The sequence below is a fragment of the Enterovibrio qingdaonensis genome, from assembly GCF_028683135.1.
Taxonomy (GTDB): domain Bacteria; phylum Pseudomonadota; class Gammaproteobacteria; order Enterobacterales; family Vibrionaceae; genus Enterovibrio; species Enterovibrio qingdaonensis.
Genome location: NZ_JAJUBB010000013.1, coordinates 18,055 through 40,456, shown reverse-complemented (window position 1 = coordinate 40,456; position 22,402 = coordinate 18,055). Strand labels below are relative to the sequence as shown.

Sequence of the window (22,402 nt, the reverse complement as noted above, 5' to 3'; positions counted from 1 at the left end):
TTGATCCTGTCTTTTGCCTTCTCGCCCTTAAATGCTGAAACGTTGAAAATCGGGGTCAGTCAGTACCCCACAGGGCTAAACCCGATTTTGGACTCTTCGGTGGTGGGGAGCTATGTTCAATCGGCCTACTGGCGACCGATGATGATTTATGGGAAGGAGTGGCAACCTATTTGTCACCTTTGCGTGCAGGTGCCCACATTTGAAAATGGGTTGGCGAAAAAGGTCATTTTGGATGATGGAAGGGAAGGCATTGAACTGACGGTTCAATTGAAGGATGAGATTTTTTGGGCCGACGGGATGCCAGTTACGACGAAAGATGTGCTTCTTGGGTATCAAATCTCCACGGATAAACGTGTAAAAGGTAATCCGGGATATGAAGAAGATCAGACCATTGAAAGCCTTTCCATTCTAGATGACAAACGTCTCAAGGTACTGCTTAACAAGCGAGTATTTAATTATCGAACGTTTGTGCCGTCAGCTATTCCAGATCATATCGAAGGCGATATTTATCGCGCTGACCCTGAAAACTACGACAAGAAAACCAAGTACGTTACCGCACCGGAAACGCCCGGACTTTATAACGGCCCGTATCGATTGGGTAAATACGCAACGGGAAGTTTTATCAATGTGGTGCGTAATCCCCATTGGAAAGGAATGACGCCGTACTTTGATAGCGTGTCTTTTAAGACCGTCGGAAACACCGCAGCACTCGAAGCGCACTTGCTATCAGGGTCGGTCGACATGATTGCCGGAGAGTCTGGACTGACGCTTGATCAAGTATTGAGATTGGAAGATAGGCTTGGGAGTAAATACCAGTTTATCTATGAGCCGGGATTGCTGTACGAACACCTCGACGTCAATTTGGACAACCCCCATCTAAGTAAAAAAGCCTTCCGTAAGGGGCTTCTGTATAGCATCGATAGGCAGCTTTTAGTGGATAAGCTGTTTGAAGGAAAACAAATTCTTGCGCACACAGATACCAGCCCTCGTGATATCGGATTTACAGAAGATGTGGTGACCTATTCTTATGACCCTAAAAAGGCAAAAGAGCAGTTTGAACTGGCTGGCTACAGCATCAAAAACGGCAAATTGGTCGATGAAGATGGACAAGCTGTTCAATTGGAATTGATGTCTACAGCTGGCAATAAAACCCGAGAGCTCGTCCAACAAGTATTGCAGTCGCAATGGAAGCAAATGGGCATTCAAGTGACCATTAATAACCAGCCTGCACGCGTATTTTTTGGGCAAACACTTAAAGAGCGCAAACACACAGGACTCGCATTATTTGCTTGGTACTCCGCGCCGGAAAGCCCCCCTGAATCGACGCTTCACTCTGAAAATATTCCCACAAAGGCAAATAACTGGGGCGGTCAAAACTATGCGGCTTACAACAACCCCAAAATGGATGCCTTGTTGGATGAAATAGAGGTCGCACTCGACCAGGAAATCAGAGAAGGGTTGTTTGCTGATATTCAACGAATTTATGCAGAAGATCTTCCAGCACTACCACTGTACTTTCGTTCTGACAGTTTTGTGTTGCCACTATGGCTGAAAGGTGTCACGCCAACAGGCCATATGTTCCCTTCAACACATTGGATTGAAGAGTGGCACCGCGCAGGAAATTAGGAGCATGTAATGACAAAGATGCTTCTCGATGTACATCAATTGCAAGTGACATTTAATGGCTTTCCAGCCGTAAATGATGTGTCTTTCGGGATTAAACGGGGTGAAGTTCTTGGTGTGGTCGGGGAGTCAGGCTGCGGAAAAAGTTTGATGTCCTTAGCCTTGATAGGCCTTCAGCCCTCAGTAATGCGGGTTGGAGGAGAGGTTCATTTTAACGGACAAAATGTGCTGAGCTTCGATCGTAAAAAGTGGCAGCGAATTCGTGGAGACGGCATCTCTATGATATTTCAAGAGCCTATGACGGCGTTAAATCCTGTCATCACAATTGGTGATCAGGTGGCCGAAATGTTCGAATTACACCGCGGATGTGACAAGGCTACCGCGAAGGAAAAAGCGATTGCCATTCTTCGCCAAGTTCATATCCCCGATGCGAAAACCCGATTTTATGCCTTTCCTCACGAACTGTCCGGGGGCATGCGTCAACGCGTGATGATTGCGATGGCTTTGGCATGTCAGCCCGAACTCATCATTGCGGACGAACCTACAACGGCGTTAGATGTGACGGTGCAAGCGCAGGTTCTTGATTTACTCGAAGACCTGAGAGAAAGCACGGGAGCCGCCATCATGTTTATTAGTCATAACCTCGGTGTCGTTTCCCAAATAGCTGACAGAGTCATAGTGATGTATGCGGGAAAGATCGTCGAACAAGCACCGGCAGATGTGTTATTTGCTAATCCGCGCCACCCTTATACCCAAGGGTTGATTGCCAGTTTTCCGACAATGGACGAGTCACGCGGGGAGCTCTATGCCATTCCAGGTACAGTGCCGCCACTTGAGCAACGCCTCGGCGGCTGCGTATTTGCAGACAGGTGCAGCAAAACATCAGAGAAGTGCTTATCCGATTCTCCTCGAATTCAGTGCATTGATCCTGAGCACACCGTTGCTTGTCACTACGTTTGAGGTGGTTTATGACAATTTTATCATTGAATCATGTCAGTCAGTTTTACCCCATCAAGCAAGCCTCATGGTGGCATCGTCAATCACAAACACTCAGAGCAGTGGACAACATTTCGCTGACCATAGAAAAAGGTGAAACTGTCGCGATTGTCGGTGAGTCAGGCTGTGGGAAATCCACGTTAGGCCGTATAGCGGCGTTGTTAGAAAAGCCAACGGAAGGAACTGTGTATCTCGATGGTGTCGACGTGGCGACGGTGAAAGGGCAATCACTGAAAGCCTTGCGCAAGCGGCTTGGGTTGGTATTTCAAGACCCATACTCTGCACTCAATCCGCGCATGTCTGTTGATGAGCTCGTTGGAGAACCGTTAGCTGCCCACAGTGTGGGTGATGATGCGTATCAGCGAAGCCAAGTGCTACACGTTTTGGACTCAGTAGGGCTAGGTGAGGAGGTATTAGGTCGATACCCCCACGAGTTTTCAGGCGGGCAGCGACAACGTATTTGTATTGCGCGTGCATTGGTGCTCGAACCTTCTTTGATCATTGCTGATGAGCCCTTATCTGCGCTAGATGTGTCAGTACAAAGCCAAATTCTCAACCTCTTCGTGAGGCTTCAGAAAACCCGTGATTTGGCCTTTCTATTTATCAGCCATGATATGGCCGTTGTGAATTATGTGGCAGATACCGTTGTCGTGATGTATCTAGGCAAAGTGGTGGAAAAGGCGCCGAGAAGTACGTTTTTTTCAACGCCTGCACACCCCTATAGTCAAGCCTTGTTGGCTGCGGTGCCGACACTAGGCAACCCCGCGAAAAGTGGAGGGAGAAGGCGGAGAGAGAGGGGCTTGCAGGGTGATGTACCTAGCCCGATTAATCCGCCCAGTGGATGTGCTTTTCATCCTCGTTGCACGAGGGCAACCGACCTTTGTCGCGTTGCACCGCCTCAATCAACAGCGTTTTTAGGGGATGAAGCGCACTACGTGGCTTGTCACTTTCCCGGCGGTGAGCCATACGCTGAACCAGATATTCAAGGGGAGGCTGTATGACACCGTATCTACTTGGCAGGGCATTACAAAGCTTTTTGGTGCTTTTTCTGGTGTCGTTTGCCTCTTACGCCCTTATTGGATTGATGCCTGGTGATCCAATCGATCTGATGGCAACCTCGGACCCCAATATGACGTCGGAAGACGTTGCTCGTCTAAAGGCATTGCAGGGTCTCGATCAGCCTTTGATAGATCGTTATTGGCAATGGTTACTTGCCGCTGTTCAAGGTGATTTCGGTTATTCAAGACTGTATTACAAACCTGCAGAAGATGTTTTGCTACCAGCCGTTTGGAACACCGTAAAGTTGGTCGGATTGGCGACCATTCTTTCTTTGTTAATTGCCATTCCCGTCGGTGTATTTGCCGCATTGAAACACCGAACATGGGTTGACTATCTGATCAGTTTTAGCGCGTTTGTGGGCTTCTCAACACCTGCATTTTGGCTGGCACTTATGTTGATTTTGGTATTTTCAGTCACCTTAGGTTGGCTTCCTGCTGGTGGCACGGGTGAAGCGGAAGGCGGAGGGTTCTTGGTCCAATTAACACACCTCATTCTGCCCGTCACTTCTCTCACTATATTGAGTGTTGCCAGCCACTCGCGTTTTGTTCGGGGAACCATGTTGGAAGTGCTTAGGCAAGATTACATTCGCACTGCAGAAGCAAAAGGTGCTTCAAAAACGCGGGTGATATTTAAGCATGCATTGCGAAATGCGATGATCCCGTTGGTAACAATCATTGCTTTAGATATTGGTTTTCTGCTTTCTGGGGCATTGATTACTGAAACTGTGTTTGCATGGCCGGGAATGGGAAAATTGATATTTGATGCCATCATGGGCAATGACTATAACCTCGCGCTGTTGGGCTTAATGGTTATCACATTCACAGCTCTTATGGGGAATTTTCTCGCGGATATTGTCTACGCAAAACTTGATCCGCGTATCAGCCTTATCAAAGGAGCGTCATCTTGAGTAAAGCTTCTCCTTTGACTAAAACAACGCAGTCATTACCTCCCCATTTTTCTCCTTGGTATTTGGTCTGGAAGCGATTTTGTCGGCATAAAGCTGGCCTCGTCAGTGGCATCTTTATTTTAGTCCTCGCGATACTTTGTTTGAGTGCGCCCCTCCTCGCTGCGTGGTTTGGTCACGATCCCTTCGCTGTGGATTTTTTCGTGAGGTTAGAGCCTGCAGGAAGTCAGTATTGGTTGGGGACCGATGAGTTAGGGCGTGATGTGTTTCTTCGCTTGCTATACGGAGGGCAAATCTCCCTCGCTGTCGGCACCGTGGCGGCATTTGCGACAGCAGTCCTTGGTACGTTGATTGGTGCTTGCGCAGGATACTTTGGCGGTAAGGCAGACGCATTGTTAATGCGTATTGCGGACTTTACCTTGTCACTTCCAACTCTGCCGCTGATGATCGTTCTCGCGGCGGTAGATTTAAGCAAAATGGGATTACCACAAAGTTGGGTGCAAGGTGAAAATGCGAGTTTTATTCGAATCATTGTTATCGTTGCGCTGTTCGGCTGGCCTGCGACGGCGAGGCTTGTGCGTTCAGGTACGCTTTCAGTTCGCGAGCGTGATTACGTGAAAGCGGCTATTGGTTATGGCGCGTCGCCTTGGCGAGTTATTCGAAAGCACATTTTGCCTAACGTACTGTCGCCAGTGATCATAGCCACGACGATGGCGGTGGGTGGCGTGATATTGTTGGAAAGTGCCTTGTCATTTTTAGGGTTGGGTATTCAGCCACCCATGCCATCTTGGGGAAATATGCTGCAAAACGCGCAAGACGTTATTTGGCAATCTCCGGGCCTAGCTATTTATCCTGGTATCGCCATTCTGCTGACAGTGATGGCATTCAATTTCTTAGGTGACGCATTGCAAGATGCGCTTGATCCAAAATCCATGGTGTAACAATTGAGGAAGGGACCGTTGATTCGAGATGGGGCTTTTATATTAATTTTAAACATGTAATATATATGCATGTTTAAAGTTTTAAAGAGGCAACCCCATGATAAACATCGTAGACAGGGCGCAAGAAGAAAAAATTACACCTGTGTTGAGGTTAGGTTTTCGCCCTTTGTTTCTGCTTGCTGGCCTTTATGCGGTGTTATCCATTTGTCTGTGGAGCTGGATGTTTTCGCAAGGACAAGCAGGCTTATCACTCCAAGTCCCTGCGATCTGGTGGCATGCCCATGAAATGCTGTTTGGTGTCGCGATTGCGGTTGTTGCTGGTTTTCTTTTGACTGCAGTTCAAACCTGGACGGGGGTAAAAGGTACGTCAGGAGCACGCCTATTATTTATCGTGAGCTTATGGATTGTACCAAGAGTGTTGTTTTGGACAGACGCCCCTTTGGCGTTGATAGCTCTCGTTGATGCAGCTTTCTTATTGGTTGTTGGGCTAGAAGTCGGCTATCGAGTGATTATTACGAAACGTTGGAGAAACTTATTCTTTATCCCAATGTTACTCGTCGCACTAATCGCTAACCTCGCCAGCTATGCCACGGTTAAGGGTATGCCTCCTTTTAGTGCAAATGCGCTTTGGCAAGCAATGCTTTGGTGGTTCATGTTGCTTATATCTATCATGGGTGGGCGTGTTATCCCGTTTTTCACAGCAAAGCGTTATGGAATTGAACAACCCAAGCCGATAATCTGGCTCGAAGTATTGGCAAGTTTTCCGTTGATCTTATTGGCGATTCTAAGTTTCTTTCCGTTAGTAAATACTTGGCTGATTAGCGCAGTGATGGCGGTTTGTGGTGGGGCACAGATGGTGCGTTTATACCGCTGGAATGGCTTGAAATCACGATCTGAACCCTTGGTTTGGAGCTTACATTTATTCTACTTTGCATTGCCTTTGGGTTTGCTTCTGAAAGCCGCGTTTATCTCCAATGCTTGGGCTTCTCATACCTTAATACATCTCATCGCAATGGGGGCACTTGGTGGTGTTATCCTCGCAATGATTGTGCGCGTCACTTTAGGTCATACTGGGCGCGCGATATACCAACAACCCAGTTTTGCTTTTGGTTTTGTTTCGTTACTCGTCGCAACCGTTATTCGCGTTGCAGGACCGATTTTGTTCCCCGCATACATAAACGAGTGGGTGGTAATTGCAGCGGTAGGTTGGAGTATTGCGTTTGGTGCATTTGTACTTCGGTTTGGTCCGATGCTTTTGAAAGCGCGCGCTGATGGGCACCCCGGCTGATCGGTTTGTTGTAGCAGAATGGTTTAACTCGATACGGTAAAAATGGTTTTCTGTCTCATACTGTAGGTAACGCAGGAAGGGAGGTAGAAATGTGTCGATGGTTAGCGTATCAAGGTAAACCCTGTTTTCTTGATGATATGTTGTTGCGGCCAAATCATTCGTTAGTGCTGCAAAGTATGGAAGCAACAAAAGCGGTTACTGCGGTGAATGCTGATGGGTTTGGTGCCGCGTGGTATGGGGAAAAAGGTACGCCAGCACTTTATCGCGAAGTGTTACCTGCTTGGTCTGATGCAAACCTCAGATCCATTGCAGAACACACCAAGTCTCATCGGTTTATGGCTCATGTAAGGGCGTCGACAGGAACCAATACCTCGAGAGAAAACTGTCATCCTTTTAACGTTGAAAACTGGCTGTTCATGCACAATGGGCAAATTCCGGAATTCGAAGCGGTTCGCTTCGCTCTTGAGCGTCAGCTAGACGAAAAATATTACTTAAGGCGCACAGGGACAACAGACAGCGAACTTATTTTCCTTCTGTTGTTACAGCATGGGTTAGAGCACGAACCCTGTTCTGCACTTAAACATGTGTTTACGGATATTGAATTGGCTATTCGCGCCAAAGGCATTCAAGACCCTTTCAAAGCCTCGTTATGCATCAGTAACGGATTACAATTTTGGGGGGTACGCTACGCATCTTTCGGTCCGCCTCCCACAATGTTCGTGAAAAAAGTTGATGGCGGCGTTGTATTGGCATCGGAGCCTTACGAAATGGAACGCCAAGGTTGGCAGGCGATTCCCTCTCAAAGCTTGGTGGAGTTAGTGGGTGAAAGTGTGGAAATAAAGCAGTTTATATTGGAAGAAAGGGCGGCTTAACCGCCCCATCTGTCGACTATACCGCCATTTCTAGAGGGTGATAGTCTCGCCAAGCTTCATCATAAAGTGCGCGTGATTGGCTTCTTAATTTTTCAATTTTGGCGAACTCCCACTCTGTCAAATCGCGTTTTTGTAAACTTGCAAGACGCTCAATACCCTGTATTTGTTCATAAATTTTGTGTTCTTCACCATTTTTGATGGCAGAGATTGCTTTAAGGTGTAATTGTACCTCAGCAACAAGGTCTGTTTCTGGCAGGGTAACGAGTACTTTAACGTCTCGGTAGCCGGAAGGGCGAGGCGTTTGGAATCGATTAATCACTTCCTGTGTTTTGGTCGCTGAAGCAAGTTTATCGAATGCTCGGTTTAGGTCGGCAATAGAATCGGTCTCAATGGTCACACGAACGATGTCAGTGAGCTTTGACGCATCGCCGTTGAGCTCTCCCGCTACTTTTTCCGTTGCGCGTTGTTTGCCTTTAATGCCAGGGGTCAGAACAGTGCCGTTGACGTTTGCTGCAATGTTTGACGCTAAGGTTTCTAGCTCCGCCTGCGCGTTAGGTGCAACGTCATAGAGTTCGCTTAAATCTGAGTAGGGTTGTTGGAGATGTTGAGCGCGAAAGGATGAAATGCTCATCAGCTCAGTTAGGGCGGCTTGTTGTGTTGCTTCAGGTTGCTGATAGTAAATGCTCTGGCAATTGGTCGATGGTTTCACATCAACAGGATCAGCATGAGCAGGAATGCGAATTACCAGAATTGGTACGATAATCAGCGCCTTAAACATTCTTCCCATTTAGCTACCTCATGGTTTTGTCTGGGGAGTATCCACAAGTTTAATACTACTGGTGGTGGATGAATGTTAGCTGAATGAAAGACTTATGTTCGAGCTTGACCTCTCATACTGGCGTTTTGAGATTTGGCATAGATCAAATATTCAAAAATATATATCTGTAAAACGGTAGATTTGTGGTGATTAACGTTGTTTTAGGTCGCTTGATTGAATTTACAGACTGTAGGAGTTTGAGATTTTTGCAGGAATGTCGTTAACTGATAGTGATAACTGTAGTTGGTGCTTTTTACCCAAGAGTGACCAATATAAGGCCAATATGGAGGACTTACCATGTACCATCCAGATTACCTTATGCAGCTTTGTCATATCAGCGACCAGGCTGTAAAGGAACTAGAACCGACATTTGAAACGCTGCCAACCACCCCCTATGCAGACGGTCAATATCGGTTGAGACGCTATTCCATCGTACGCTGTCACGATGGCGCAGTGCGACAAAGACCCCACCATACATTCATGCAAACTGAATCCATCAATCACCACCAAGGTGGCATAGTAAGAGACTTTGAGGAGCTTCCTGATTCAGTGATTTCTTCCGAAGGCTTGTACGAACTTTGCCAGTTGTTTAAAGACAACAATGAGCTTGAAGACCACCAAGATATTGAGATTCACCAAATGCGCGTGATTACCCTTGATGATGTCACTCCCGTGTCACCTGAAGGGGTGCACCAAGATGGGTTTGACCACATCGCAATCGCGGCTATTGGACGTGACAATGTACAAGGCGGTGAAATACTCGTCTATAAAGACAAATCAGAACAACCTTTCTTTTCGTTAGCCATGAATGAGGGTGAAGTTGCGCTACTGGATGACCATGCGGTTTGGCACAATGCCAATCCTATTCGCGCGCTAAATCCAAATGAAAAAGGGCATATCGACCTCTTTGTTCTTACCGCTCGCGAGCATTAGCATAAAGAGCCAGCGATTTGGTTAATCGCTGGCCTTGTTTACACCTAAGTTGTGTCTTTTCTTATGCTGGTTTCGTCTATGCTCTGTTAGAACCGAATATAATTCCCCAATTAAAATTATTACAAATGGACACTTTCATGAAGGCGAATTTGCTTGCTGCTTCGCTGGCTGCGGCGTGTGTATTGTCAGGACCCGCAATGGCAGACACTGACCTGACAGAGTCAGGTGCTACCACTCTTTCTGAGCTAAGAAAAAAACACAGTGAAAACTGGGGTATTGCAGCGACGATGCGATCAGCCTCCATTCCTTATACGGAAGGCGGCAGTCAAAATGTTCAAAGCTTTGTACCCATGATGTTTTATGAAGATGAAGCGTTCTTTATTCATGGTATTGAAGGTGGCTTGAGACTGTGGGAGCAGGGTGACTGGCGACTGAATACGATTCTTCGCATGAGATTTATAGATTTACCCCGAGAAGTTCAAAACGATATCGGTGGTGATACGGGCGACTTTGGCTTTCAATTGAAAAAGCAATGGGGGGAAGGCTGGTATTCGGATTTAGACCTTCTTTCAGATAAAGACTATCGACTTCATGGTGTTGCTACGCTGGGTAAAAATATTCAGGGGGACAGTTTTGACCTGAATGCGACTATTTCAGCAATCTATAAAGATGCCGATTTTAATAGCTTCTATTACGGTTTGTCCGAATATCGCGATGAAGGTGTTCGGTTAGGAGCGGGCGTTGATGTTAAAGCTGGTTTCAGTGGTCGATACCATGTCTATTCCAATTTGTATCTACTCGGTGGCGCATATGCGACCTATTTTGACTCCAACGTCAGACATTCCCCAACGATTAGCGAAAGCTGGGAAGGTGAAGTGTTTGCAGGCTTTGGTTTCTTTAACGACAACAGGGTAACAGGAAGAAGGGAAATATCCACGCGTCCATATGTAAGAGTGGCGCATGGCTGGGCAACCCCCTCAAACATTGGGGAAATCATCGCTGGTGATGTGGAAAAAGACCCGTACAACAACCAACTGACATCTGTGTTTTATGGTCACCCGCTAAGCGACAAGCTTTTTGGGATCCCGTTGGATATTTATTTAACGCCCGGGATTGTCTGGCATTGGCAGTCCGAGGTGCAATCATCCAGTGCTGAAATCGTTATGGCGATTAAAGCGTACTACACCATTGATTGGCCAACAAAGTGGCGAGTAGGTGTTGCAGAAGGCCTATCCTACGTAAATCATATTACCTATGTTGAGCAGACGGAATTGGATGAAAAAGGCTATGAACCTAGCCACTTACTTAATTACATAGATTTGTCTGTCGATGTAAACCTAGGCGATCTGTTCGGGAAGCCCGAATGGAATAAGGCGTGGTTAGGGTATTCACTGCATCACCGCTCGGCAATATTTGAGAAAGCGAGCCAGTTCGGTCGAATTAAAGGTGGCAGTAATTACAATACGATTTACCTGCAATTCGATTTTTAGTGATACCTGAACAAGCTGAGAATGCAGTATTCAGCGGTTTGGATTTAGAAAAGGAGCGCAGTGCGCTCCTTTTTCGTTTATGCGGTGTAGGGTAGGTAGCCTGTAAAGCCAACAATTTTCCAACCATCATGCGTCTTTTTTAGGTAATAAAGAGTCTGCCAATTGAGGACTTCAGGCTCCTTACCAACGACTTGAATCGTGCCATTAAATTGTTTGCGTGCTATGGCTTTACCATCTTTTATTTCGATTTGCTCTAGCGTGGTGAGTTTGTGAACTGCACTTTCTAACGGCTCAGCATACTCTGTTTCCACGCTCGCTCTTGCTGCTTCTAACCAAGAGTCACGATAATTCTCGAAGAGAGAGAAAGCCAGATTCCAATTGCCAGGGTCACTGTCAAACCCTGCGTTGACAGCAAAAAATTCGTCTTCAAGAAAGTCATTTTCCACCATTGACCAGTCTGCTTTGGTATAAGCGAGAATGTCTTTGGCGACTAACATGTCCCAAATTTCGGCGCGGTCTGCGTCAGAACCTTTAAACGGGTTGGGCTTTATCACTTAATGCTCCAGATGTACTTTTTATTCATTTGATCCGAGACGTAGGCTCTCGTGACCCAACATAAAACGGGAAATGGCGGGAAAAGTGAATGCCGAAAAGGTCAGGGTGAGACAAAGATCGAACTAAATTAAAAAAAGGACTTCATTCGAAGTCCTTGAAAGCAGTGAATAATGTAGTTCGAAGAACTGTTAACACCCTTGAGGTGTAGGTGAATCAAGTCGGATGATTAAGAAACCAGCTTAACAAGTTCTTGGGATGCTTGCGTCATAGACGCTTGCGCAGGTTCTTCCCCCATCGCTAGGGCTTCTGCATATACGAATTGAACGTCAGTAATCCCAACGAAGCCCATAACGGTCGTTAGGTAACCTGTGATGTGTTCTGTTGGCATATCTTTGTGCATGCCGCCACGCGTGGTAACAATAATGGCTTTTTTATCCTTCAAAAGACCTTGTGGTCCTTTCTCGGTATACGCAAAGGTCACACCGGCGCGGGCAATCAGGTCAATCCAGTTTTTAAGCTGCGTAGGGATATTGAAGTTGTACATAGGTGCGGCGATAACCAAGGTATCACTCGCCTGAATTTCATTGATTAGTTGATCGGAAAGAGCCAAAGCTTCTTCTTGGCGAGGAGAAAGGTTCTCACCACCACGCAACCCCATCATCAACTCACCATCCAAAACTGGAATAGGGTGGGCCGCCAAATCGCGCTCGATAACAGAAGTGCCAGTGCCAAATTGCTGAACCATTTCGTCAATCAATTTGGAAGATGATGAATAGTCACCAAGGATGCTTGATTTCAGAACCAGTACGTTAGCCATTAGATGCTCCAGAAAAATTAAGGGATTCTTTTTGTCTGAAACAAACTATAGGTGTTTGGTCTTTGGTGAAAAAGCGGAAAAATCTGTAATGCTTGTTCGAAATTTTTGAACAAGTATATTATGCGAGCGAGTTACCCAAGAAACTTGAAAGCACACGGTCTTTGCTGTTTAGCCTGAAAATAAAAAAGGCTTCCAATCGGAAGCCTTTCATCAATCATTAGCGCATTAACCGCACTTAGAATCACCGCAGTTCAGACAGGTTTGACAACCGTCTTTCACGATCACTGCTTTGTTGTGGCACTTGTAACAAAGGGTCGCACTCGGCGGGAAGCCAGTGTTTACTGGTTCTTCTTCCTCTTTCTTCTCTTCTTTTACTGCATTTTCAGCGCGCTTAGCTTCCAAAAATGCTTTTTGGTGCTCGTCCATTTCTGGGTTGTTCAGCATGCCGATTTTCATCAGGTGCTGTTCAATCACGTTGCCAATTTCTGCAATCAGAGAAGGAACGTATTTACCTTTGTTCCAGTAGCCGCCTTTCGGGTCGAACACTGAGCGCAGTTCTTCAACCAAGAAAGTGCAGTCGCCGCCTTTACGGAAAACAGCAGAGATGATGCGAGTCAGCGCAACGATCCACTGGTAGTGCTCAAGGCTCTTACTGTTGATAAAGATTTCGAAAGGACGACGCACTTCGTGGTCAGTACCTTCGTTTAGTACAACATCGTTGATAGTAATGAACAGAGAGTGCTCAGAAACGTGCTCTGGCGTTTTCAGCTTGTAAGTAGTGCCAAGCAGGATCTCTGGACGTGGCATTTCTTCATGCATGGTTTCCAGTTGAGGAACTTCTTCAACTGGCGCAACAGGAGCTGCCTGAACCGCGTCTTTGCTCTTTACTTTATAAGCAACGATTTTGCTTTCAATTTTACGTGTCATAACGAGTTACTTCTTTTTCACAGAAGACCGCGGAAAGCGGCCTTCTTTTATATACGTTATCTACAGTTAGAATTTACCGTAGTAGCCTTCTTTCAATGCGTCGTACAGGTTCGCTGCCGAGTGGATTTCACCATCGTACTCGATCTTCTCGTTACCCTTCGCTTCGAAAGTAGAGCCATCTTCCAGCGTGAACACGTACGTGGTGTTTTCCAGATCTTCTTCTTTAACCAGAACACCTTGGAATACTTCAGGGTTGAAACGGAAGGTAGTACAACCTTTCAGGCCCTTGTCGTATGCGTCCATGTAAATGTTTTTGAAATCTTCAAATGGGAAGTCAGTCGGTACGTTTGCTGTCTTCGAAATAGAAGAGTCAATCCAACGTTGTGCTGCTGCTTGAACCTCAACGTGCTGACTTGGCGTAATGTCATCAGCGGTGATGAAGTATTCAGGCAGTTGCTCGTCTTCTTTGGTGCTGTAAGGCATCGCCTTCTGGTTAACCAGTTCACGGTAAGCCAGCAGCTCGAAGCTGAATACGTCTACGCTTTCTTTCGATTTTTTACCTGGCTTAATCACGTTGCGCGTGTAGTGGTGTGCAAAGCTAGGCTCAATACCATTACTTGCGTTGTTCGCCAGTGAAAGAGAAATCGTACCCGTTGGTGCGATTGAGCTGTGGTGCGTGAAACGACCACCAGTAGCAACCAGCTTTTCAATCAGATCAGGGCGTACTTCACCGATTTGCTGCATGTAGCGGCTGTATTTCGCGTGGAGTACTTTACCTTTCACTTTGTCACCCAATTTGATGCCGTCTTTCGCCATCTCTGGACGCAAGCGCATCATCTTAGGTGTGACTTCGAAATCTTTGTCCATCACTGGGGCTGCGCCTTTCTCTTCTGCAAGAGCGATCGCTTGTTCCCAACCTGTGATTGCCATCTCTTGAGAAACTTGCTCAGTGAAAGCGATAGACGCTGCGCTGCCGTATTTGTGGCGCAGCATGGTCAGGGTAGAACCCAGACCCAAGAAACCCATGCCGTGGCGACGTTTGGTTTCGATTTCTTCACGTTGTTTTGCCAGCGGCAGTTGGTTGATTTCAACCACGTTGTCCAGCATACGGGTGAAGATTGAAACGACCTTGCGGTACATTTCCCAATCGAAGCGCGCATTTTCAGTGAATGGGTCACGTACGAACTTGGTCAGGTTTACTGAGCCTAACAGACACGCACCGTATGGAGGCAGAGGCTGCTCACCACATGGGTTAGTTGCACGAATGTCTTCACAGAACCAGTTGTTGTTCATCTGGTTTACTTTGTCGATCAGGATAAAACCTGGTTCCGCGTAGTCGTAGGTAGACGACATGATCACGTTCCACAGGTTACGTGCAGGCATGGTGCGGTAGATTTTACACGCAACACGGCCTTTATCGTCTTCAACCAGACCGTCGTTACTTGGCCAGTCTGCCCAAACGATGGTTTCGTCGTTTTGCAGATCAGTGCCGTCTTGACGTGCTTCTTTTGCAGTAACAGGGAAGATCAGTTGCCATTCGGCATCGTTCTTCAATGCTTCAATAAATTCTTCGGTGATCAGTAGCGACAGGTTGAATTGACGCAGACGACCATCTTCACGCTTCGCACGGATGAACTCCATCACATCTGGATGACGAATATCCATGGTGCCCATTTGTGCGCCACGACGACCGCCAGCTGACGATACGGTGAAACACATTTTGTCGTAGATATCCATAAATGACAGAGGGCCAGAGGTGTATGCACCTGCGCCAGATACGAATGCGCCACGAGGACGAAGGGTAGAAAAGTCGTAGCCGATACCACAGCCAGCTTTAAGGGTAAGACCTGCTTCGTGCACTTTACCCAGAATGTCGTCCATTGAGTCTTCAATGGTGCCACTTACGGTACAGTTGATGGTTGACGTTGCAGGCTTGTGCTCGAAAGCACCAGCGTTGGACGTAATACGACCTGCTGGGATTGCACCATGACGAAGTGCCCACAAGAACTCTTGATACCATTTTTCTTGTACAGATTTGTTTTCTAGATCTGCAAGTGCACGAGCAACACGCTTGAACGTATCGTCCAGTGTCGCGTCGACTGCGTCACCGTGCTTGCTCTTCAGGCGGTATTTGCTGTCCCAAATTTCCATAGACGTATCTTGGTAAGGAATTGCGAGTACGCCTGTGGATTCGATATCAGAAGCTGACTTGGTTTTAGCCATTATAAATTGCACCTCAAATGTAATGCCGTCTGGTTGAGCGAAAGCCACTATGTTGTGGCTCTTTTTGGCAGGGCGCAGATCAAACCACTATATGGTGTGATCTTCAAGTCTTGACAAACACTCTTTTTGCGAGAAATTTCACTTATCTTTACAGGATAGAGTGTTGACCATTTTAACGCTCTCAAAATGCAACTCAATCACTAGGCGACGTCGCATTTTTAGTCAAAGTGATCAAATCAGAAACACTTGGTAGAAAACGCGAAAAAAGTCGTTGCGTTAGCACTCCGTATCTCTATAATGCGCCCCGTAGTCAGGGGGAACCCTACATTACTCAAAGGCGCGTTGGCAGAGTGGCTATGCAGCGGATTGCAAATCCGTGGACCTCGGTTCGACTCCGGGACGCGCCTCCATCTCTTTTCGTTCAGCATTCCCTATCAATTTCTCGCTTTCTTTTATCCAGTCACTCCTTTCATTATTCGTTCATAATCTACCTAATGATCTGTCGGTAAGTGTACCTCGTATAAACCCGAACTATCAGAACGGGGATTCGTGTATGCAAAATAGCTCGGTTAGCCAAAACGCCATGATTATTAGTTGTGGGGACTCTGGTAAATACCTTGCCGCTATTACGTTTGGCAGTGGTGTGAAAATCTATGAACGTGACGATGTAGGCGAGTTAATGTTTTTCGATTGCCTGCAACGTGCCAAAACGCATCTGGCCATGAAGGGCTTTCAAGAAGCTCTGTTTGAGCTGGACAGTGTTTACGATGAAATGATCGGTGAAGTGGCTTGCGATTCAAGTGTTTATACCATCCCAATTCCGTGATGTCCGCCCGAGGCTATCTCACAAATCTAATCAAAATTGTCATCTGTCTTACAGACAGTCATTCCCTTATCACATTTTTTCAATACACTGTGCGACGCCTTTGATGTGCGTCTACTATCACTAGATAGTCTTTGTGAATACGACAAAGAGAAAAACGCAAAGGGTGCCTGTTTAGGGGAACGCCAGCGCAGTATCAAATCAGCATTGAGAACTGTGAAATAAAGAGATTTGAGGGAAGGCGCGAATGTATTTATTTATGTTAGATGTCGATGGCACGCTCATCGATAGTTACGATTTTGACTCCGAGTGCTTTCGATCTGCTGTTGAAGAAGTCATGGGTATTGAGTTTGCAGATTGGGAGCATTTTACCAATGTCACTGATGTAGGGATTTTAGAAGAGCTGATCGGCCAGCAAGGCTTGCGTCAGGAAAGAATGCGCATTTTGCGTGAAGTGAAAACACTATTCCTACAGAAACTGAGAGCCTACATTGCCACGAACAGTCATGAACTCGCGGCAACGCCTGGTGCTATCGCCTTCGTAAACGATATGAAAGCGCATGAGAATGTTGTTCTTGCGATCGCAACAGGTGGCTGGGAAGAATCAGCAAAAATGAAATTGCGTGCCGCGGGTTTTGATATTAGCGGTGTGAGCTTTGCCTCTTGCTCGGACGCGATGACACGAAGTGAAATCATGGCACTTGCCGCTTTTCGAGCCAAACAAGATACAGGCGCAATGTTTAACCGCCGTGTGTATTTTGGTGATGGCGAGTGGGATAAAATGGCCACGAATACCTTGGGGTATGAGTTTGTGGCAGTGGGCAACAAAGTGAAACATCACACAAGAATTCCGAACTTCGTCCACTACGATGCCATTTTCGGCAAGCTTGGCCTGTCAGATATGATCAGTGCAAAGTCTGCGTAAATAAAAAAGATAAAAAAACAGCACCTTCTAGGTGCTGTTTTTTTATTTTGCGCTATTTTCCTAGCAATCAGGCTTTCGCTTGCGAACTCGCGTCAGACAGTGCTCGATTTTTCAGTGCATCAAAATACAATTTAGTTTCATCTGCGACGACGTGGCGAAGAATAATCAGACCGACCAGGTTTGGTACTGCCATCAAGCCATTGACGATGTCTGCAATCAGCCAAATCATATCCAGTTTGATGAACGCACCTGATAGCACCAGTCCAATGAAGATGATTTTGTATGTCAGTACTGCGCGTTGACCAAACAAGTAGACGACACAACGCTCACCGTAATAGTTCCAGCCAAGAATTGTCGTAAATGCAAAGAACATTAAACCGACGGCGACAACCATGGGACCAAAGCTTTCATTAAGGCCTAATGAAAACGCCTCAGTGGTCATCTTGGCACCTTCGATTTCCATCGACCAAACGCCCGTCAATACCAGAGCTAGACCTGTCATTGAGCAGATGATGATGGTATCGAGGAATGTGCCAACCATTGATATCAGGCCTTGTCGCACACAAGAGTTGGTTTGCGCCGATGCAGCAGCCATTGGAGCACTGCCCAAGCCTGACTCATTTGAGAACACGCCACGCGCAACACCGGATTGAATAGCAAGCATGATGCTCGCACCGACAAAGCCACCTGTAGCCGCTGTGCTTGTAAATGCAGATTCAACGATCAGGCTAATGGCAGAAGGAATGGCACTGGCATTATTAACCAGAATCGCCACACAGGCCGTGACGTAAATAACCGTCATGGTAGGTACGATTTTACTGGCCATCCCTGAGATGGACTTGATACCACCGATTGTTACGGCTGCAACCAAAATAGTCAGGACAATCGCCGTGATTTCTTTCGGCACATTGAACGCAATGTGGCTTGCATCAACAATCGCATTTACTTGTGGGAAGGTACCGATACCAAAGCACGCAACACCAATGGTGAAAAAGGCGAAAAGCTTGGCCAACCATTTTTGGCCTGCACCTTTTTCAAGGTATAGCATTGGGCCACCAAGCATATTGCCATTGGCATCCTTCTCTCGGTATTTAACGGCCAACAAACATTCCGCGTATTTTGTCGCCATGCCAAATAAGGCTGCCATCCACATCCAAAACAGCGCACCAGGGCCACCTAATTTAATGGCGGTAGCAACACCAACAATATTACCGGTACCAATCGTGGCAGAGAGAGCCGTACAAAGTGCAGCAAAACTGGAAACATCGCCTTTGTTCTTTACGCCTTCTTCTTTTTTGAAAATGTACGTCAGCGCAAGCGGCAATTTAAGGATTTGAATTGCACCCAGTCGGCAGGTGAAATAAATACCTGTACCAACAAGAAGTAGCAGTAGGGGAGGCCCCCAGACGAGGTTGTCGATGGTTTGAAAAAAGTTATAAATAGGTTGGTTCATGATTCCCCCTTTAATGCCAAGCTTTCGTAGAAAAGTGATGAAAGTTTGGGCTTAGATTAAAAGGAGGAGAATAGCTGCAAAAAGCAGCACTAAAGCGCGAGCTCTACTGCAGTTATCTCCTCTGTCCTTTTGCCTGAGAGTTTCACTCATAAACAGCCAATAGTAGGCTAATGAGCTTGCTCCTTCGGCGGGTAAGTCGAGCTTACCTCTCTCCAGAGATCCCTCCCGCAACTGTCCTTACTCAAACACTAAATACAGTGTTAATGAGTGCCTGAAAGATTTACTTCTTCGGCGGATGGCAAATGCCATCTCTCTCCAGCAGCGTTCATCGGGTCATCAAATTTTCAAAAGTATCATAGATCACGTTTTTGAGATTGCAATGAAAAATAGCAATTTAAAGATAAAAGTGAATCCAAGTGGCTATTTGTTTGTTATTTGTATCTAGTGATGTTTCCAAGTAGATCGCTAAATGTGCATATGCAACAAAATTTCCACACATTGGTCGGCGGTCGGTTGGGTTTATAGCTATCTTAAATATGAGACGTTGCGATTAATTTGTAGCACGTCAGCCACTTGAGCTTGTTCAAGTTTCTTTTTAATCAGCCGATATAGTGATACCAGAATTTTTAATTAACTCTACATGACCACGTTTAACGAACTCCTTGGCACGAAATCAAACGATTCCGAAGCCGTTATCAAGCAGAGATATAAATTGCTTTCGCATCGGGTTCACCCAGACAAGGGGGGATCAAAAGCGTTAATGCAATTGGTGCATCATGCTTATGACAACGTGTCGAAAGGAAAAGGAGACAACTATCTAACACCACCTGCTTCTATATCGATGCGGGATAGCAGTTTGTCTAACCTAGAACTACAAAAAATCACACGTGAACGTGATGAGTTAAATGCGCTTAATCAGTTGCTTAAGGCGCAATTGGCACAAGCGCAGGCGAGTTCCAAAAAGCAATATTCGGGATCTAACGCGGAATATGAGCGAAAAATAGCAAAGTTAGAAGGTGAACTCGTACTTTTGAAAGACGAACGAAACAGGTTAAAAGCACAAAAAGAAGACACTAAAAATGAGAAGAATAAGCTTGCTGCTGATCTCAAACGTGCATTATCAGAAAACGAAGTATTAGAGACGGAATTGGATAATGCACCGAGTTTGCAACTGGCTGCTATTTCTTCATGGACTAAGCGAATTGCAATGCCTCTCATTGTGACGTTGTCACTGGTTGGGGCGGGTGTGTATGGTGTCAATAAAGTAAATTGGTTGCTCGTAAAATCCTGGTTCGTTGGGAGTCCGCCACCACCGCCAGCACCGGCTCTTAAAGTGGTACATGCGGTTGAAAAAAAACAGGAAGATCAAGCCGAAGTTGAACAGGATGACGTAGTGGTTTCCGAAGACTTTGATACGGGAAGAATGCCATTCCTTCAGCTCACCAAGCGTTCAGGCAGTTGGTCGCTCGCAGCTTATACTGAATCTGAACAACCCTATATTGCGATTAGAAGCGATAACGGATCCTACATCGTCAACGACTGTAGCGGTGCGTTTACTTTGTATCTCAACGAGCAATATAGGCCACTGAGGGTTGCGGCAAATCTCATCTATATGCACCAAAACCAGCATTTTTACGTATATAAAATTCCATATGGGCAAGGCTCGTCGCCAGAGAGTTGGTTGCAAAGTCGTCGATTGAAAATTAATGATGAATATTTTACCAGTGATGATTTCGGCGCCAATTACAACGCACTTGTCGATCAGTGCCAAAATATCAGTTAGTTTTGAGCAAAATGCTGCATTTACTCTTAAGCTTATGAATATGCGATAGAATTAGAGTTTCATGCCTATGCTTGATAACCATTACATGCTCCACCATTTTTCGCCAGAGCGGGTCGATGTGCCTAGCGGCGTACTTAGTAGACAATCCATGATTGTCAGTGATGGTGTGAGTGTGAAGGATGTGGTCACAGGTATAGGAATTCCGGCATGGTCTGATGGAAATGAACCCGCAAAATTTGATGCTAAAGTTGTCAAAATACTGCTGATGTCTGGGTGCAAGCTCATTGGTAAGGGGCAAGTCGATGATTTCGGTGCGAGTATAAGCGGCCAAAATCCATTTTTAGCGACGTTAGGTAATCCTGTCGTAAGAGGCGCACGTCTTGGTGGTTCTTCGTCTGGTATTGCTGTGGCGGTGGCGAAAAAAAAAGCGACGATAGGGATTGGGAACGACTGCTGTGGTGGTGTACTTATTCCTGCCTCTCTGTGTAACCTAATTGGGTATCGGCCTTCAGCCGGCATGATTGATCTTAGAGGTATTGCTCCTCTATCACCTTCTTTTGACTCTGTGGGCATAATGGGCCGAAAACTACCTACGGTTAAGCAAATTGCGGAAAAGTGCTGGGCTAAACCTCCCAAAGCCACGAGATTTAAAGGGATAAAATATGCATCTACGCTCTTTCAGGAATTGCTTCCCATAGAAGCAATGTTGGAGTGGGAGGTTGCCATGTCTAACAATAGTGTCCCTAGAAAAGACATATCAAACTTTAGCAAACTCATATTGACCCAAGCCCATAATATTCATACCACGATTCTTGGTCGAGAGATTGAGTTGGAGTATGGGCAGTGGTTGGATCATTACAAACCCAAACTAACTGATGAAACACAAGAGTTCTTGAAACGGATTCGAGGCAAAAGTTTTAAAGAGTTTGTTGAAACGAAAAAGAAGAGAGAGATCTTCACGGAAACATTGAGGGGCTTGTTTTCCAGTGGCGAACTGTTAATGATTCCAACGACACCGGGTCACGCACCACAGTTGGGTGATGTGGATGACATATATTTGCTTAACCAGCGCAGATTGTATTCTATTGCTGAAGTGGCAGGGCTAGCTCAACTGACGTTGCCTGTGGTGAGTGTGAACGGTTCACCAATGGGCGTATCCTTACTCGCCCTTCCTGGCGAGGACCGTATATTGTTCGAAGCCGCAGCTAGATGGTTTATGTAACTTTCCCTTTCAGATTCCTTTCAAATACCTACCCACATTCTTGTGCACGTTGATGCGATATGGCGTTGAACATCTAGCTCATAAAGCAGTGATGTGCAATAGAAAAATCCATTAAGAAAACGCTTTCATACCATGGTGATATACCGCTTTGAACCGCCAGAATTATCGTCATTAGGTCAAGAAAAATTTATTTTTTTGTCAAATCGCATCTATCTGCATGAAATATATAGAAAATGTAGCTTTGGGGTTGCTTGTGACCTATTCACAGATTCTGTGGATAACTAGGTGAATTACATGAGTGGAAGATTGCCTAATATCATGTTTTAAAAGAATAAAATCCGAGGTTTTGATTCGTTTTTTCATTGCGCCTTGGCTGTGAATGTTCTTGAAATTCAACAAATCTGTCATTTTTAGACATAAACAGAAACCTTCTCACCCACAAAAAAAGGAGTCGGGTGGTCATTCCACGGCAGCAGTGTGGGATTTCTGAGGAAGGTGTATCGCGTTACAGTACGGAATATTAGCAAACACTAACGAAATTGTATTTTGATTACGATACGAGACTCAATGAGTATAAAAGGAGATGATTCATAAATATTTAATAATTAACAGTGAGTTAGGAAATGGCATCCCGTATGAATGAGGCTGAATTACCGCATAAAACATGAGGGAAATGTAGTAGTGGGCCCAGTTTAAAGTTCTGTTTACTGTAAATCGTATTAATGCGACATATTGCGAAGTTGGTTCGAGC

19 protein-coding genes, 1 tRNA gene and 1 riboswitch are annotated in these 22,402 nt (G+C 45.9%); of the genes, 14 read left to right on the top strand and 6 right to left on the bottom strand.

All coding sequences use genetic code 11. The features are described from left to right. Window positions 1-141: 141 nt before the first annotated feature. The 7 genes from LRP49_RS16695 (at window position 142) to LRP49_RS16665 (ending at window position 7,683) form a co-directional block, all read left to right on the top strand. Window positions 142-1,626: a peptide ABC transporter substrate-binding protein gene (locus LRP49_RS16695; RefSeq protein WP_420791606.1), complete on the top strand. Its 1,485-nt coding sequence runs from the start codon at window positions 142-144 to the stop codon at window positions 1,624-1,626. A gap of 9 nt (window positions 1,627-1,635) precedes the next feature. Continuing rightward, window positions 1,636-2,583 carry an ABC transporter ATP-binding protein gene (locus LRP49_RS16690; RefSeq protein WP_274143447.1) on the top strand — a complete coding sequence of 316 codons (948 nt, stop codon included), beginning with the start codon at window positions 1,636-1,638 and terminating at the stop codon, window positions 2,581-2,583. Between the two features lie 8 nt (window positions 2,584-2,591). Beyond that, window positions 2,592-3,620, top strand: a complete 1,029-nt coding sequence (locus tag LRP49_RS16685; RefSeq protein ID WP_274143446.1) for an ABC transporter ATP-binding protein — start codon at window positions 2,592-2,594, stop codon at window positions 3,618-3,620. Next, window positions 3,617-4,585, top strand: coding sequence for an ABC transporter permease (locus LRP49_RS16680; protein WP_274143445.1), 969 nt, complete (start codon window positions 3,617-3,619; stop codon window positions 4,583-4,585). The genes LRP49_RS16685 and LRP49_RS16680 overlap by 4 nt, the downstream gene beginning before the upstream one ends. Further along, window positions 4,582-5,523: an ABC transporter permease gene (locus LRP49_RS16675; protein WP_274143444.1), complete on the top strand. Its 942-nt coding sequence runs from the start codon at window positions 4,582-4,584 to the stop codon at window positions 5,521-5,523. Before LRP49_RS16680 ends, LRP49_RS16675 begins: the two co-directional genes overlap by 4 nt. 97 nt (window positions 5,524-5,620) lie before the next feature. Continuing rightward, window positions 5,621-6,811: an NnrS family protein gene (locus tag LRP49_RS16670; protein ID WP_274143443.1), complete on the top strand. Its 1,191-nt coding sequence runs from the start codon at window positions 5,621-5,623 to the stop codon at window positions 6,809-6,811. Window positions 6,812-6,900: 89 nt separating this feature from the next. Continuing rightward, window positions 6,901-7,683, top strand: a complete 783-nt coding sequence (locus tag LRP49_RS16665; RefSeq protein WP_274143442.1) for a class II glutamine amidotransferase — start codon at window positions 6,901-6,903, stop codon at window positions 7,681-7,683. 16 nt (window positions 7,684-7,699) lie between these two features. Here LRP49_RS16665 and LRP49_RS16660 read toward each other — a convergent pair whose 3' ends face one another. Further along, the gene (locus LRP49_RS16660) at window positions 7,700-8,470 is read right to left on the bottom strand and encodes a nucleotidyltransferase family protein (RefSeq protein WP_274143441.1); all 771 of its coding nucleotides are present in this window, start codon (window positions 8,468-8,470) and stop codon (window positions 7,700-7,702) included. A gap of 327 nt (window positions 8,471-8,797) precedes the next feature. Here LRP49_RS16660 and LRP49_RS16655 point away from each other — a divergent pair, with 327 nt between their 5' ends. Further along, entirely contained in the window at window positions 8,798-9,433 is a 636-nt protein-coding gene (locus LRP49_RS16655) for a 2OG-Fe dioxygenase family protein (RefSeq protein WP_274143440.1), read from the top strand. A gap of 137 nt (window positions 9,434-9,570) precedes the next feature. Further along, entirely contained in the window at window positions 9,571-10,923 is a 1,353-nt protein-coding gene (locus LRP49_RS16650; protein WP_420791600.1) for a MipA/OmpV family protein, read from the top strand. Window positions 10,924-11,000: 77 nt separating this feature from the next. Here LRP49_RS16650 and LRP49_RS16645 read toward each other — a convergent pair whose 3' ends face one another. The 4 genes from LRP49_RS16645 to LRP49_RS16630 form a co-directional block, all read right to left on the bottom strand. Next, complete coding sequence (locus tag LRP49_RS16645; RefSeq protein ID WP_274143439.1) at window positions 11,001-11,477, bottom strand: hypothetical protein; 477 nt, start codon at window positions 11,475-11,477, stop codon at window positions 11,001-11,003. Between the two features lie 227 nt (window positions 11,478-11,704). Next, on the bottom strand, window positions 11,705-12,295 hold the full coding sequence (locus tag LRP49_RS16640) for an FMN-dependent NADH-azoreductase (RefSeq protein WP_274143438.1): 591 nt from the start codon (window positions 12,293-12,295) through the stop codon (window positions 11,705-11,707). A 225-nt stretch (window positions 12,296-12,520) separates the two neighbouring features. Further along, the gene (locus LRP49_RS16635) at window positions 12,521-13,222 is read right to left on the bottom strand and encodes a TSCPD domain-containing protein (protein WP_274143437.1); all 702 of its coding nucleotides are present in this window, start codon (window positions 13,220-13,222) and stop codon (window positions 12,521-12,523) included. A gap of 66 nt (window positions 13,223-13,288) precedes the next feature. Then, entirely contained in the window at window positions 13,289-15,445 is a 2,157-nt protein-coding gene (locus tag LRP49_RS16630) for an adenosylcobalamin-dependent ribonucleoside-diphosphate reductase (protein WP_274143436.1), read from the bottom strand. 336 nt (window positions 15,446-15,781) lie between these two features. Between LRP49_RS16630 and LRP49_RS16625 the strand changes: the two genes are divergently transcribed. The 3 genes from LRP49_RS16625 (at window position 15,782) to LRP49_RS16615 (ending at window position 17,193) form a co-directional block, all read left to right on the top strand. Then, window positions 15,782-15,855 (top strand) — tRNA-Cys (locus LRP49_RS16625). Window positions 15,856-15,998: 143 nt separating this feature from the next. Then, window positions 15,999-16,271 (top strand): DUF6482 family protein, encoded by a 273-nt coding sequence (locus LRP49_RS16620; protein ID WP_274143435.1) that lies wholly within the window; start codon window positions 15,999-16,001, stop codon window positions 16,269-16,271. A 244-nt stretch (window positions 16,272-16,515) separates the two neighbouring features. Next, a complete protein-coding gene (locus LRP49_RS16615) occupies window positions 16,516-17,193 on the top strand; it encodes an HAD family hydrolase (protein WP_274143434.1) in 678 nt (225 codons plus the stop codon). Window positions 17,194-17,260: 67 nt separating this feature from the next. On the opposite strand, the gene LRP49_RS16610 is transcribed toward LRP49_RS16615, so the two are convergent. Next, the gene (locus LRP49_RS16610; RefSeq protein ID WP_274143433.1) at window positions 17,261-18,646 is read right to left on the bottom strand and encodes an alanine/glycine:cation symporter family protein; all 1,386 of its coding nucleotides are present in this window, start codon (window positions 18,644-18,646) and stop codon (window positions 17,261-17,263) included. A gap of 111 nt (window positions 18,647-18,757) precedes the next feature. Beyond that, window positions 18,758-18,872, bottom strand: a riboswitch (glycine riboswitch). 414 nt (window positions 18,873-19,286) lie between these two features. On the opposite strand from LRP49_RS16610, the gene LRP49_RS16605 reads away from it, so the two are divergent. Together LRP49_RS16605 and LRP49_RS16600 are read left to right on the top strand one after the other, a co-directional pair. Beyond that, window positions 19,287-20,429, top strand: a complete 1,143-nt coding sequence (locus LRP49_RS16605; protein WP_274143432.1) for a hypothetical protein — start codon at window positions 19,287-19,289, stop codon at window positions 20,427-20,429. Window positions 20,430-20,490: 61 nt separating this feature from the next. Next, a complete protein-coding gene (locus tag LRP49_RS16600; protein WP_274143431.1) occupies window positions 20,491-21,651 on the top strand; it encodes an amidase family protein in 1,161 nt (386 codons plus the stop codon). The last annotated feature ends 751 nt before the right edge of the window (window positions 21,652-22,402 follow it).

Coding starts and splice junctions, on each gene's coding strand:
- LRP49_RS16695 (WP_420791606.1), top strand. CDS start 142: ATGATTTATGGGAAGGAGTGGCAACCTATTTGTCACCTTTGCGTGCAG.
- LRP49_RS16600 (WP_274143431.1), top strand. CDS start 20,491: ATGCCTATGCTTGATAACCATTACATGCTCCACCATTTTTCGCCAGAG.
- LRP49_RS16610 (WP_274143433.1), bottom strand. CDS start 18,646: ATGAACCAACCTATTTATAACTTTTTTCAAACCATCGACAACCTCGTC.
- LRP49_RS16640 (WP_274143438.1), bottom strand. CDS start 12,295: ATGGCTAACGTACTGGTTCTGAAATCAAGCATCCTTGGTGACTATTCA.
- LRP49_RS16635 (WP_274143437.1), bottom strand. CDS start 13,222: ATGACACGTAAAATTGAAAGCAAAATCGTTGCTTATAAAGTAAAGAGC.
- LRP49_RS16655 (WP_274143440.1), top strand. CDS start 8,798: ATGTACCATCCAGATTACCTTATGCAGCTTTGTCATATCAGCGACCAG.
- LRP49_RS16620 (WP_274143435.1), top strand. CDS start 15,999: ATGCAAAATAGCTCGGTTAGCCAAAACGCCATGATTATTAGTTGTGGG.
- LRP49_RS16615 (WP_274143434.1), top strand. CDS start 16,516: ATGTATTTATTTATGTTAGATGTCGATGGCACGCTCATCGATAGTTAC.
- LRP49_RS16690 (WP_274143447.1), top strand. CDS start 1,636: ATGACAAAGATGCTTCTCGATGTACATCAATTGCAAGTGACATTTAAT.
- LRP49_RS16660 (WP_274143441.1), bottom strand. CDS start 8,470: ATGGGAAGAATGTTTAAGGCGCTGATTATCGTACCAATTCTGGTAATT.
- LRP49_RS16630 (WP_274143436.1), bottom strand. CDS start 15,445: ATGGCTAAAACCAAGTCAGCTTCTGATATCGAATCCACAGGCGTACTC.
- LRP49_RS16665 (WP_274143442.1), top strand. CDS start 6,901: ATGTGTCGATGGTTAGCGTATCAAGGTAAACCCTGTTTTCTTGATGAT.
- LRP49_RS16605 (WP_274143432.1), top strand. CDS start 19,287: ATGACCACGTTTAACGAACTCCTTGGCACGAAATCAAACGATTCCGAA.
- LRP49_RS16650 (WP_420791600.1), top strand. CDS start 9,571: ATGAAGGCGAATTTGCTTGCTGCTTCGCTGGCTGCGGCGTGTGTATTG.
- LRP49_RS16670 (WP_274143443.1), top strand. CDS start 5,621: ATGATAAACATCGTAGACAGGGCGCAAGAAGAAAAAATTACACCTGTG.
- LRP49_RS16680 (WP_274143445.1), top strand. CDS start 3,617: ATGACACCGTATCTACTTGGCAGGGCATTACAAAGCTTTTTGGTGCTT.
- LRP49_RS16685 (WP_274143446.1), top strand. CDS start 2,592: ATGACAATTTTATCATTGAATCATGTCAGTCAGTTTTACCCCATCAAG.